Source organism: Albidovulum sediminicola (genome assembly GCF_025751575.1).
Lineage (GTDB): Bacteria > Pseudomonadota > Alphaproteobacteria > Rhodobacterales > Rhodobacteraceae > Albidovulum > Albidovulum sediminicola.
In genome coordinates this window covers 1-13,342 of record NZ_JAOWLA010000015.1, presented here as the reverse complement: position 1 = coordinate 13,342, position 13,342 = coordinate 1, and the positions used below count along the sequence as shown (strand labels likewise).

8 protein-coding genes are annotated in these 13,342 nt (G+C 65.5%); 1 reads left to right on the top strand and 7 read right to left on the bottom strand.

From position 1 onward, the window contains the following. Window positions 1–28 precede the first annotated feature (28 nt). From OE647_RS15085 to OE647_RS15060, 6 genes are all read right to left on the bottom strand, one after another. Window positions 29–1,501: a glycosyltransferase family 2 protein gene (locus tag OE647_RS15085; RefSeq protein ID WP_263722584.1), complete on the bottom strand. Its 1,473-nt coding sequence runs from the start codon at window positions 1,499–1,501 to the stop codon at window positions 29–31. 55 nt (window positions 1,502–1,556) lie between these two features. Further along, entirely contained in the window at window positions 1,557–2,870 is a 1,314-nt protein-coding gene (locus tag OE647_RS15080; protein WP_263722583.1) for a nucleotide sugar dehydrogenase, read from the bottom strand. 619 nt (window positions 2,871–3,489) lie between these two features. Further along, on the bottom strand, window positions 3,490–4,989 hold the full coding sequence (locus tag OE647_RS15075) for a phosphomannomutase/phosphoglucomutase (RefSeq protein ID WP_263722582.1): 1,500 nt from the start codon (window positions 4,987–4,989) through the stop codon (window positions 3,490–3,492). A gap of 21 nt (window positions 4,990–5,010) precedes the next feature. After that, window positions 5,011–6,444 (bottom strand): mannose-1-phosphate guanylyltransferase/mannose-6-phosphate isomerase, encoded by a 1,434-nt coding sequence (locus OE647_RS15070; protein WP_263722581.1) that lies wholly within the window; start codon window positions 6,442–6,444, stop codon window positions 5,011–5,013. Window positions 6,445–7,131: 687 nt separating this feature from the next. Beyond that, window positions 7,132–8,778 carry a N,N-dimethylformamidase beta subunit family domain-containing protein gene (locus tag OE647_RS15065; protein ID WP_263722580.1) on the bottom strand — a complete coding sequence of 549 codons (1,647 nt, stop codon included), beginning with the start codon at window positions 8,776–8,778 and terminating at the stop codon, window positions 7,132–7,134. Window positions 8,779–8,781: 3 nt separating this feature from the next. Next, window positions 8,782–11,268 (bottom strand): CoA transferase, encoded by a 2,487-nt coding sequence (locus tag OE647_RS15060; RefSeq protein WP_263722579.1) that lies wholly within the window; start codon window positions 11,266–11,268, stop codon window positions 8,782–8,784. 116 nt (window positions 11,269–11,384) lie between these two features. Between OE647_RS15060 and OE647_RS15055 the strand changes: the two genes are divergently transcribed. After that, window positions 11,385–12,308 carry a GlxA family transcriptional regulator gene (locus OE647_RS15055; protein ID WP_263722578.1) on the top strand — a complete coding sequence of 308 codons (924 nt, stop codon included), beginning with the start codon at window positions 11,385–11,387 and terminating at the stop codon, window positions 12,306–12,308. Window positions 12,309–12,370: 62 nt separating this feature from the next. Here the strand turns inward: OE647_RS15055 and OE647_RS15050 are convergent, their stop codons facing one another. Further along, entirely contained in the window at window positions 12,371–13,171 is an 801-nt protein-coding gene (locus OE647_RS15050; RefSeq protein WP_263722577.1) for a recombinase zinc ribbon domain-containing protein, read from the bottom strand. Between the last annotated feature and the right edge of the window lie 171 nt (window positions 13,172–13,342).

Genomic DNA, 13,342 nt, shown 5'->3' with positions numbered 1-13,342 from the left:
CCCTTCCGTTTTCCGAACGGCGAATGTCTTACTGCCAGGCCTCTAGGACGCCTGAGAGGAATGCGAGCGACGTCATGAAGATCAGGATCCCGGACGTCATTGAGATGTTGGAGGACCAGGTCAGGCTGCGCTGTTTCCAACTGGTCAGGCCCCGGCTGATCGTGGTCGACTGGCGCGTCCATTTCTGCTTGTCGAGGTGATAGACCACATAGATCTTCACCATCGAACCGAAGACCTGGTTGAAGTAGAGCAGGAACGGATACGTCGCCGACACGTTGGGCCGCGCGGTCAGAAGCGCGAGCGTGAGCGCGTAGCGCGTCAGCAAAACCCAGAGCATGTAGCTCAGCACCATGTAGGGCGTCACGAAGACCGACACGAGAAGCGTGATCGCGGGGCCCGTCAGACTGGTCCACATCGAGATGCGCTGGTCCACGACGCAGATCCAGGGGAACCAGCCGATGCGGCCCGGACCCAGGGCAACCGCGCGCGAGTTGGTGCGCAGCATGTTGCCGAACCAGCGCCGCATGAGCTGCCAGGCGCTGCTCAGGAAGCGGTCGTCGGGCGGGGTCTCGATGGTCACCACCCGAACATCGGGGATGTAGAGCATATCCCAGCCCTTCGACAGGACATGGAACCAGGACGACTTGTCGTCGCCCGTCAGGAAGTCGAAGCGCCCGAGGCGCCAGTGGTTGATCCAGTCGTGCTGGACACGCTCGATGAACTCGCGGTCGGCAACGATGTGGGCGCGGAACATCGACATGCGGCCCGTCAGCGTCAGCACCTTGCGCGACAACCCGACCGAGGACATCAGGATGTGGCGCTGCGCAAAGCGCATGTTGTACCACTCCTTGAAGATCCAGCGGCCCTCGACCTCGCAGAACTCGTCGGTGGTCAGGGCACCGCACTTCGGGTCGAAGGCGAAGAAGCCCGCGGTCTTGCGGATCAGGCCCGGTTCCAGCATTGAGTCGCCGTCGATGACGGCGGCCACGTCGTTCGGCCCGGGGTTTTCGGCCGCGATCGACCGGAAGCCCACCGCCAGCGCGTCGCGCTTCCCGGTGCCGGGGATGCGCACGAACTTCAGCTTTACCAGGGGGTTGCCCTCGTAAACGTTCCAAAGCTCCTTGATCAGGCGCTGGTCGGCCATTTCCACGATGGAGGCGATCACCGTCGTCCTGAGGCCGCAACTGACGGCCTCGCGGAAGACGGAGTCATAGACCCGGCGGGTGGTCTCGGAGTCCTGGCGGAAGCTGGTGACGAGCAGCATGACATGATCGGGCATCACGTCATCGCCCAGCCGATTGATCGCGCGGCGCCACTCCGGAAAGACCCAGGCACGGTAGATGATGCTCCGCACGATGTGCAGCGCGCCCCAGCTGTAACGCCAGATGCCGATCATCCCGACGATGAAAAGATACTCGACAGTGCCCGGCTCCCAGATCGCATCGGGGAGCAAGGAGGCGAACACCATCACGCCAAGAATATACGACAGGTGACCGATCAATTGTTAACCCTCTTGCCGGAATCCGGGGCCTTGCGGCCGCCGCCGGGGCGTTTTCTCACCAACAGATGCCTTTGTAATTTCCACCTGTCCGCAGGTCCGCGCGGACGCGCACAAGGTCCACAACGGCCTTTTCGGCAAGCGCCGGCTCCGCAAAGGGCATGGCGGCGCTGTCGTTGCGCCCGAAGATAATCGTGTCCGCCCCGTCGTAAGCCGCTTGCGCAGAAGCCGCGAAACGCGTCGACAAATCGGGGAAGGCGGCGTCGAAGTAGGACTTAAACTCCTCCTTGCCGAACGCCTCCTGAATCGTGCTGTCGTAGATCGAAAGCTGCTTTCCGGCGGCGATCAGCTGGCGCGCGAGAGCGATCAGCGGGCTTTCACGCAGGTCATCCGTGCCGTCCTTGAAGGCCAAGCCCAGCAGGGCGACCTTGGCGTTGCCGGCCTCTTCGACAAGAGCTGCGGCATGATCGACCTGAAGTTCGTTGGCCGCGAGCGCCGCGTCGAAGACCGGCGTCGGCAGCCCCTTGGAGGCGGCAAGCGCCCGGATGGCGCGCAGGTCCTTGGGCAGGCAGGAGCCGCCGAAGGCGAAGCCGGGCCGCATGTAGGCGGTCGAGACATTGAGGCGCGTATCGAGGCACAGGATGCGCATGACCTCGATCCCGTCGATGCCGGCGGCACGGGCGATGTTGCCCATTTCGTTCGCGAAGGAGATCTTCATCGCGTGCCAGCAGTTGTTGGCGTATTTCACCGCCTCCGCCGCGTCGAGGCTGGTCAGCACCTCGCTGGAGGCCAAGCCCTTGTTGATCGCACGCAGCACCTCGGTGGTCTCTTCTTCCTCGACCCCATAAAGCGTGATCGCGGCGTCGAAGAAATCCTTGATCGCGGTGCCTTCGCGCAGGAACTCAGGGTAGATCGCCAGGCCGAAATCCTCGAAAGCCTTGAGGCCGGATGCGGCCTCCAGCGTCGGGATCACCAGCCCGCGCATGGAGCCCGGAACCATGGTCGAACGCATGATGACCGTGTGACGGTGGTCGACTTCCCTCAGCGCCGCGCCGATGGTTTCGCAGACATCCTTCACATATTGCAGGTCGAGGCTGCCATCCGCGCGCGAAGGCGTGCCGACGCAGACGATCGACGCCTTGGTCGACTTGACGGCCTGCTTCACATCGGTGGTCGATGTCAGCAGCCCCTTGTCCACGCCCGCCTTCAGCAGCTCATCGAGTCCGGCTTCGATGATGGGGGATTCGCCGCGGCCGATACGGGCCACCTTGTCCGCGTTCACATCCGCGACGACGATCCGGTTGCCCAGGTCGCTCAGACACGCGGCGCTGACTGCGCCGACATACCCGGCACCAAGAATAGATACTTCCACTGTTTCCGCTCCGTAGCCGGTCTCGCTCCGACCAATCTTCTCAAGGGCCGCAGACCGCAAGGGCACAGCAGACACAGCACCGCCTCTCCCTGTTTCACTGATCCGAGACGCGCTCGGCCGGGCGGTTTCACCTGTGTCCACATCGCCTGGCATGCCTGCGAACATCCGGGTTCGATTTTTGCATAGCCCACAATTTTCATCCTCGCAATCGACAGAACGCGCCCTGAAGCTCTGTGAAAAACCGTTTAAAATTCGATATTTGCCCAAATATTCCGAATATTGCCGCAATCGCCCGACCGCGGGGCGGCCCGACCTGTCCTTTTAGTCAGGTTGACTGCCACCTTCGTGACATATTCGGCTTCCGGGAGGGCCGTTTGGGGCGAAATCCGGGCCAAAAGACGTATAAATATGTCGTTGTGAATTTGTCGCTCGAATCCGAAAATTATTTCGTGCGCTGCAAATTTACCGCACGTTAACTATTTGGTGCCGCAACCTAAAGGTGAAACGGTGAGCGAAACGGCCGAAATTCGCCCAAAATTTAGGCCGCCTCTCCGCCAAACCATCAAGTGATTCGCGGAGGGCGGCCTAGGTCAGAAAGCCACGGAAGTGGTTTACTGTATCAAAGTGTCTGATCGTAGGCCCCGACCTGGGGCTGCTCGCGGATGATTGTATCCAGATCGCGGAAGATCGCCTTCATGTCTTCGGCGCTTTCCGGGCTTTCGCACACTACCACGAGGTTCGGCGTGTTGGAGGATGCGCGCACCAGCGCGAACCCGCCGTGATCCAGCATGACCCGGGCGCCGTTCACCGTGATGATGCCACTGATCCGGTGCCCGGCAAGGCCGCCGCTCTGGCTCTGCACCTCTTGCAGGCGCGCGATGATGCGCTCCAGCACGGTGTATTTTTCCTCGTCCGGGCAATGGGGCGACATCGTCGGCGTGATGAAGCTGGTTGGCAGCGCCTTCTTGAGGTCGGAAAATTTCGCCGCGTGATTGGCTTCCATCAGCTTGCAGATCTCGACCGCGACGCGCATGCCGCAGTCGAAGCCGCGGCCGACCGGCGGGGCGATGAAGTAGTGGCCCGATTTCTCGAACCCGGCCAGCGCGCCGGTTTCGCGGACCCGGCGCTTCATGTAGCTGTGACCGGTCTTCCAGTATTCGGTCGTGGCCCCAAGGTCCTTCAGGACCGGATCGGCGCTGTAAAGCCCGGTGGATTTCACGTCCACGACGAACTTGGCGCCCAGGTACTCGGCCGCGTACTTGCGGGCCAGGATCAGCCCCACCTTGTCGGCAAAGATCTCATCGCCCTCGTCATCGACGACGCCGCAGCGGTCCCCGTCGCCGTCGAAGCCCAGTGCCAAATCGGCGCGGGTTTCCCGGACGACGCCCGCCATGTCATGCAGCATGTGCATGTCTTCCGGGTTCGGATTGTAGTTCGGGAAGGTATAGTCGAGCTCGGTGTGAAGCGGGACAACCTCGGCCCCGATGCGTTCCAGCAGCCGGGGCGCGAACCGTCCGGCCGTTCCGTTGCCGCAGGCGCAGACGACCTTCAGCGGCCGCGTCAGGCGGAAATCGCCGACGAGGTCGTCCATATAGGCCTCTTCCACGCCCGGAACGAACTCGTAGGAGCCGCCAGGCGCTTCTTCCCAGGTTCCGCCCAAGACCATGTCACGCAGTTCGGACATCTCGTCCGGCCCATGCGTCACGGGGTAGTCGAGCCCCATCTTCACCCCGGTCCAGCCGTTCGGGTTGTGGCTGGCCGTGACCATCGCGACCGCCGAGGTCCGCAGATAGCCTTGCGCGAAATAGGTCATCGGCGACAGCGCCGGCCCGATGTCCCGGACCCGGATGCCCGCGCGCATCAGGCCGAGCGTCAGAGCCTGCTTGATCGCCAGCGAATAGTCCCGGTAGTCGTTGCCCACCGCGATCGTGGGCTCCAGCCCCCGGCGCATGATTTGGGTCCCAAGACCCAGACCAAGCGCGGTCACGCCCGGAAGGTTGATCTGGTCGGGATATTTCCAGCGCGCATCATATTCGCGGAAGCCCGCGGGATAGATCATTGCGTCGCGCAGGAACTCCCAGGTGTTCGGCCGGACGGCCGTCAGCGGTTGACGAGTCATGTCTGTTCCTCAAACCTTCGGTCACTTACGGGAGTAGATGTCCTCGTAGCGGACAATATCATCTTCGCCCAGGTAAGTGCCCGTCTGAACCTCGATCAGAACCATATTCACCTTTCCGGGATTTTCCATCCTGTGAATGGTCCCAACGGGAATATAGACCGACTGGTTCTCGGGAACGAGCTTCACTTCGTCGCCGACCGTGATGCGTGCGGTCCCTTCCACGACGATCCAGTGCTCGGAGCGGTGGAAGTGGCTTTGCAGGCTCAGCACGCCACCGGGCTTCACGACGATGCGCTTGACCTGGAAGCGGCCGCCGATAGCGAGGCTTTCGAACCAGCCCCAGGGCCGGTGATCGCGCGGATAGTCCTCGGCCTGGCGCTTGCCGCGTTCCTTGAGGATCGCCACGGCCTCTTTCACGCGCTGGTTGTCCGACATGTTGGCAACCAGAACCGCGTCCGGCATCGTTACGGCCACGATGTTCTCAAGGCCGATGCCGACAAGTTCCTGACCCGCGCTCTCCGAGCGCAGAAGAGAACGCTTGCAGTTGATCGCCAGCGCGTTTTCCGAAACGACGTTGCCGTCGAAGTTCGGGTTCGATTCCAGCCAGACCGCTTCCCAGCCCCCCAGGTCAGACCAGCTGCGGTTGAAGGGCATCACGACCAGGTTCTTTTCATGCTCCATGATCGCGTAGTCGATCGATTCCGACTCGACCTTGCTCCAGGGCTCTTCGGCGAGGCGCAGGAAATCCAAATCGCCATCGGCGCCGTCGAGCGAGGCTTTGACGCCTTCGATCATTTCCGGGACATGGCGGCGATAGGCCTCCAGGATAGCCTTGACCGAGAACAGGAAAATCCCCGCGTTCCACATGAACTTGCCGCTGTCGAGCATCTGTTCCGCGACCGCGCGCTGGGGCTTCTCGACGAAGCGCACGAGCGGCTTCGGACAGGGCGACTCCCTGTCGCGCGCGTCCTGAAGCTCCAGCCAGCCATAGCCGGTCTCGGCGCGGGTCGGCGCGATGCCGAAGGTGACCAGGGCGCCGTCCTGTGCCGCGTTCGACGCCTTCGCGACCGCCGCGCGGAATTCCTCGTCATCCGGGATGACGTGATCGGAGGGCGTCACCAGCATCAGCGCGTCCGGGTCATTGCGCTCGATCCAGAGCGCCGCGGCAAGAACCGCCGGCGCGGTGTTGCGCCCCTCGGGTTCGATCAGGATCGCGTCGGGCTCACGGCCGACCTCGGCCAACTGTTCGGTGACGAGAAAACGCAGATCCTCGCCGGTGACGACGATCGGGTTGGCGAAATTGGGACCGCGCAGGCGGTTCACGGAATCCTTGAACAGGCTCGACGAGCCCAGCACATTGGCGAACTGCTTGGGATAGCCCCTGCGCGAGATCGGCCAAAGCCGCGTTCCCGAACCACCACACAGAAGCACCGGATGAATCGTCAAGGGCGTCATTTCGCTTTCCTCGTTTCCCTTTTTGAAACGCAGCCCCAGTTTTTGCGCACACTGATCCCCACCCGGAACAAGTCCGGCTGTGCTCAATTTGCACTCTGAACAAGTTGCTGCGTTGACTTAGCCTCAATTTCTGTCTCAGGGATGAACAGTCACTGTGACCTTTTTAAGATTGTTTTCTCATTAAGTATGGCGATTTGGAGAAGGATCGCGGCCAAACGGTCGTTTTCGCGCCATCTTTGCCACGCTTTCTCCACCAAAGGGATAAGAAGCCCCTACCACAGCCTATGCGTGTCCTTCACCGCCAGACGACAATCACGAATCTGGAAACGCCGCGCGATGGGGTCGAACCCGTCTCAGATCGCCGGGCGCGTCAGGGTGGGGGCGCTGCCCTTTGCCCAGCCGTCATTTGCACTCTGCCGAGCGGTGCGGGCAGGGACTATGTGAACGGGTCCAGATCGTCCCTCAAGCCCCTCAAGGGATGTGTTGCATATCTGGTCTCACTGAAGACGTCACGATGACCGCTCCGACTTCAACTGAGACATTTGTTCCGAGCGCGGCATCCGGCAGGAAGGGCGGAAAGCCTGCGTTGGGAAGCTGTGGATCGTCCGTCCGGTTCGCCCAAAGAGCGGCCATGCCGAAAGGGCTTGTTCGGGCGTGTTCCCAACACTTCCCGTGCGTCGGGTGGGCTCAGTCCTGCGTCCCTCCGAACCGATCCAGCACATTGCGGGTGGTCCGGTCGACCTGCAGGTCGCCGCGCGCGAGGCCCGCGACCCATTCGCATGTCGCCGCGTTGAACACCGCGCCCTTGCCGCGCTGCCAATGGATCATCACGCCGTTGCCGCGGGCAGCGCTGGCGCGGGTTTCGGCGGTATCCATGCCCGTCAGGGACAGTGACCGAAAGACCGCATCCTCCCCGCCGATGTAGCGGGTCTCGCCCCAGGTTCCGTGGTCGGCTTCGACATTGGCCGCGAGGCCCATTGCCAGCACCTCGATCGCCGGGTCCGCACCGTCCGCGCCGGTGGCGAACGGCAACCCATCGCGGAACGCAAGGTCGAGCCCATCGACCTCGTAGCCGAAGACGCGGGACTCGCGCCCCAGGGTGTCGCCGTAACCAAGCCAAGTGCCGGCGAAGGCCCAGTGGTCGGGCCGGTAGACGGTGTATCCCGCCCCGCGCCCTGCGCAATTTCCCAGGCCGGCATAGATACCGCGCAGCGCGTTCGCGCCGAAGGTCTGGCAGCCGGGGCGGTTGACCGGCGCCGCTTCCCAGGCGCCGGTGACGCGATGGGCCTCGGGGGTGCCCATCAGCGGGTCATGCCGGGTTGCGGCGTATTTGTAGCATACCTGCCGGCGGCCTTCGGCCTCGATCCGGACCTGCCAAAGAAAGTTTCCGGCGAACCGCGCGACCTTGCCACCGGCCTCGACGTAGCGGTCCACCCTGTCGCGCATCTCCGCGCTCCAGTATTCGTCGTGGCCAACGAAGATCAGGCAGCGGTGGCGATCGATCAGGCCGGGGTCGCTGTGCAGGTCATGCAGCGTGGCGAAGTCGACAGGATATCCCGAAGCCTCCGCCCAGCGGGCGAAGAGACGCTCGTAGCTTGCCCAGCCGGCCGAGGCGTATTTCTTGGAATAGCCATAGGCATAGGCCCATTCCATGTAGGGATAACGCACCATCTCGCCCGGACGCGGCGGGTGGTCCGGCAGGGCCCGCGGTGCACCCTCTGGCAGCTTGCAGAAGCCGCGGGTCCAGGGTCGGTTCAGCGACAGGATGGGCGAGAATGCGTTGCCTTCCGGCCCCGCGATCCCCTCATAGGCGTTCGACCCGCCCCAGCAGTTGTAGGCGACCCAGGTGGCGGTGGCGCACACCAGAAGGTAGGGCGCGGCGGGCAGGTCGGGTGCCCGCCGCACGAGGATCAGGTGGTGTTCCTCGACCGCATCGTCACCCCGCCGGGCCCGGAAGGTGACGAGGTAGCCGCCGGGCCGCCAGTCGGACGGGATCGTCAGCCGGTGCTCGACGGGCCAACCGCAGCCCACAACCGAACAGTCGGCGGGCGTCGGGTGATGCCGGCCGGTCAGCCCCTTTGCCCGGTAGAGCGGTTCATAGGCCACGCCGTCGCGGCCGATCTCCAGCTCCCAAGTCTCGGCGGTGGTCGAGACGTGCAGCGCCACGCTGTCGCCCGGCGCATAAGTCATCCGGTCGGAATAGCCCCAGATCTCAAGCACCCGGTCGTCCCGTGCGGGGCCGATGTAGTAGTAGTCCAGTATGTGACGCGCGCGCGCCCGGGTGCGCGGGGAGATTGCGGGGCCGGGCCCCTCGGACATCGGATCAATCGCCATGGGCTATTCCGGCAGATAGCGGGCCGACCAGCTTTCCGAAGCGACCCCGTCAGCAATCATCGCGTCGATTTGGTCCTGTGCGTAGCCCGCACCTTCCAGCACCATTCGCGTATGGGCGCCGTATTTCGGGGCCGGGCCCGGGAGGGTGATTGGGGCCTTGTCCGGGCGCACGGCGTTGGGCGCGACAAGGTCGACCCAGCGGCCCATTGGGTGCCGGTCGTGTCGCACCGCGCGATAGGTGGCGTGGCGGATATCCAGTGGGCCTTCGCTTTCAATGTGCAGCGCGGCGTCGCGCGTGGCGTGGAGCGAGCCGAGCGGCACGATCCCGGCCGAGCCGCCGGCGAATGTGGTGGCCCAGTCAACGACCTTGCGCGCCGCGAAGCGCTGGGACAGCGCCGAAGCGAGGCCCGCGTCCTCCTCCCGTTCGGCCAGATCCGCCAGGTCCGGCACCCGCGAAAGCGCCGCCGCGCGCTCCGTCGGGGCGGCGAAGAACATCCAGCCATCGGACGCCCGGTAGCAGCGGTAGAACACATCCCAGCCCTGCGCGGTGCGCCCCGAGGGCTCGTTCCAGGGCCCACGCCCGGCAAAGTCATACATGAACTGCGCCTGGATCATCTCGCCCGCCGCGGCCAGCGCCGCCCGCGCCACGCCGCCCCGGCCGGTCACGCGCCGCCGCTCCAGGGCCGCGCCGAGCGCCACGCAGGCACAGAACCCCGTCAGCACGTCGATCGTGCCGAAATGCGCGTGTTCTTCCGGCGTTTCCATCCCGCCGCCAAAGCGCAGCATCACGCCCGTCGCGGCCTGCGCGAGGTCGTCATAGCCAAGGTGGTCGGACTTCGGCCCCCGGCGCGGACCGCCGAAGGCGTCAAGCTGGACCAGGATCAGCGCGGGGTTCAGCGCCGCCAGCCGGTCGGGTGCAAGCCCGAGCGCGTCGCGCTGCGCGTCGGTGCCGTTCATCGTCACCACGTCGGCCCCGGCCAGCAGCCGGTCGAGGGCCGCGCGGCCCGCCTCTCTGCCAAGGTCGAGCAGCACGCTTTCCTTGCCGCGCTGCGCCTGCAGACCGAAGACCACCGCATTCCACGGGTCGACCGAGGGTTGCACGGGCTGCACATGGGTCACCTTGGCACCGAACCGCGCCAGCGTCGCGCCGATGGTCGGCCCGGCGATGACGTTGGTCAGGTCGAGCACCCGCAAGCCTTCCAGCCAGCCGGTTGCGGGGCCGGCGACCACCGGGGCGGGCCGGGGCGGCTCGGCCAGGATCGCCGCAAGATCCGGGCGCAGGTCGTCCGGTTCCGGACCCGGCCGCTTCACCATCGCCCCGGCATCGTCGGCAAGCCAGGCGAGGTTGCCCATCTGCCGCATCCGGCCGTGGCGCGGATCGTCCACCTCCAGCACAAGACCGGAGGCAAGTGCGTGTGGGTCGCCAAGCCATTCTGCCGTGCTGCGCTGCGCCGTCCCGGGCGTCTTGGCTGCACCGAAAAGCGCCTCCCACTCCGCCGAAGTGCGGGTAAGGAATGCTGCCTGCATTGCCCCCGCAACCCGCGCGCGATCCTTCGGCCCGACGGGGAAGTTCCGCAGCGCCCAGTCAGCGGGCCAGTCCGCCCGGTCGAGATAGGCGTCGAAATCCGGCAGGTTCTCGGCCAGGTCGTGAAGCCCCAGAACCGCCAGCGCACGGCGCTGGTGGCCCTTGATCGAACACGCCACAACGTAGAACCCGCGCCCGTCCGCGCAGGTATAGGTGCGGTAGAACGGATCGAGGAGCGGCCAAAGGTCCTCGAAGGGCAGGTTCATCGGCAAGGATTCAGCGGCGCGGCGGTCAAGCTCCACCTCGCGCGGGGACTTGTAGCGCTCGGGGTAATCCTGAACCTGCTCGCTGTTGTAGACGAGCCCCTCGAACAGCGCCGAGGCCAGCGGGACCTCGATGTGCTCCCCGCCGTTCCGGTCCCGCGCCCCGAGGGCGAACAGCACCGACATCGCGCCGAAGGTGGCGCCATAGGCAGAGGCCATACCCAGGGGCGTGAAGGAGGGGTTGATCCCCATCAGGCGGCGGTTGAGCCCCATGTCGGTGAACTGACCGGTGCGGGCGGCGATCAGCGCCTCCCAGGCGGGAAGGCCCGCGAACTCCGGATCGGCGGAGGCGAAGCCGGGAAGGGACAGGGTGACGATGCCGGGATTGGCCGCGCGCAGGGCCGCGGGGCCAAGGCCGAGACGCTCCATCACGCCGGGGCGGAAGTTCTCGATCACCACATCGGCCCGCGCGGCGAGGTCGAGCGCCGCCTGTCGCCCGGCCTGCGTCTTCAGGTCCAGAACCAGCGACCGCTTTCCGCGCGACAGCATGTCGAAGGCAGGATCGCGCCAGCGCGGCCCGCCCGGCGGGTCGACGCGGATCACCTCGGCCCCCATATCGGCCAGCATCATCCCGACCATCGGCCCGGCAAGGTAGTGGCCGAAGTCGAGCACCCGCAGATGCGACAGGGGGCGATGCGTCATGGTCGGAAATCCTTGTGCCAGACCGGCGCCGATTGCGCCGTTGGCTCAGACTATACTTGCCAAGGGCACGTTGATTGACTGATCCTGCCGTCAAAATGACAGAAAGAGACAGATGCATGTCGCTTCGGGTTTCCATCCTGCTGTTCGACGACTTCTCGAACATGGTCTTGTCCTGCCTGATGGAACCCCTGCGCGTGGTGCGGGATCAGGCAGGCATCGATCTGCGGTTCGAGGTGATGACGCCCGACGATCGCCCCGTCACCAGTTCCAGCGGACTCCGCGTCACGCCCGATGCGGCCCTCGCCACTGCTGCGCGGCCGGACCTGTGCCTGCTAATCGGTGGCGACCGGTTCCGCGAGGCCGCCGTGGACCCCGCACTTTGGCGCCATCTGCGGCCTGCCCGGACCGCAGACCTGGTGATCGCGGCCGACACAGGCGCCTGGCTGATGGCGGCGGCCGGGCTGCTCGACGGGTGCCGCGCCACCCTTCACTGGCACCTTCTGGAAGAGTTCGGCGAAGTTTTCCCGTCGGTCACCGTCAGCCCGGACCGGCATGTCCGCGATGGCGCGCTCTGGACCTGCGGTAGCGCCGCGACCGGATTGGACCTTATCCTTGCCTTCATCCGCGAACGCTTCGGCCCCGCCGCGGCCTTCGAGGCGGAATCGATGTTCCTGCATGACGGCGCCCGCCAGGCAAGCGACCCGCGTTTCGGCCCCGGCCTGCGCGGCCGCAGCTCGGACCGCTTGCGCAAGGTGGTCGCCCGGATGGCCGCGACGCTCGAAGCGCCGCCATCGCTCGCGGAGCTTGCTCACGCCGCCAACCTGTCGGAGCGCAGCCTGAACCGGTTGTTCCAGCGCGAACTGGGCCAGTCGCCCGCCCGCTACCTGCAATCCCTGCGCCTGGCACGGGCGCGCGACCTTGCCAGCCATACAGATCTCGGTCTCGACCAGATCGCCCTGCGCTGCGGCTTCTCCAGCGCCTCTGCCCTGTCGCGGGCCTTCAAGCACCGGACTGGGCGATCGATCCGGCAGCCGACCTGATCTGGAGAGACCGGACCCTGCATCGTTTAGGAGGCGATCTGGCCCCTCGGTCGTTTCCCCTCTCAGCACCTTATGCGCAGGCCGTCATCCGCGCTCTCTGGATCGCTCCCGCCCCGCGCGGGGAGCCAGTCAGACGGGTTGAGGACGATTTCGGCGGCGAGGCCGTGGGGGGCGGCCTCATCCGGGGTGAGGGTGACGCCGCGGATCAGCATGCGGAGGTAGCCGTTGGCCTCCTCGACGAGGTCGGGGTCGCCGAGGAGTTCGCTCATCTGGTCGAGGGCGCGGGCATAGACCGTCGCTGCGGCCTCCAACGGCAGCGCCTGCTGCGCGATGCGGGCTTCGGTCTGGCGGATGCGGTCCCGAAGGTCCGCGATCTCGGCCTCGAGTTCGGCAGACCTTGCCTTGAAGGCCGCGAAGGGGGCGCCCTCGGCGATCGCGGCGATGATATTGGCCTGGGCGGCCTCGGCCTTGGCCAGCGCGGCCTTGAAGCGCGCGATCATCTCGGGGGCCATGAACAGCTTGCGCAACCCGGCGAAGACGCGCGCCTCGATGCGCTTGCGCGAGACCGGCACCTTGTTGTTGCAGGCCTGCTTGTGCGCCTCGCGACAGCCGTAGCTGATGCGGCTGGCGATGATGTAGGGCGCGCCGCAGCAACCGCAGGTCAGCAGCCCTGATAGAAGGTAGCGCGCGCGTTGGGCCGCGCGGGCGGCCTTGGGGGTGGCCGCGCCCTTGCGGGCGATGGCGCGCACCTCGGCGCGGACCAACAGGGCGACAAGCCCGGTCAGCGCGACGTTGGCAGCGAGGCAGCCGCCGGGGTTGTCGTTGGCGGCTTGGAGGGCGAGTGCGGGGGTGACCATCGTCATGCCTTTTCCTTCTTTGGAACACGGACCCAGAGGCGGGTAAGATCGACCTGTGATCGTCGCGGAATCCGGAGAAACATTTTTCGGGAAGTTTGAATCCGGGGGGATTGGGGGCGACCCGGACCGCCCCCGCTTGCACCGCTCAGGCGCGCAGGTCGGCGGCCAGTCGGAGCG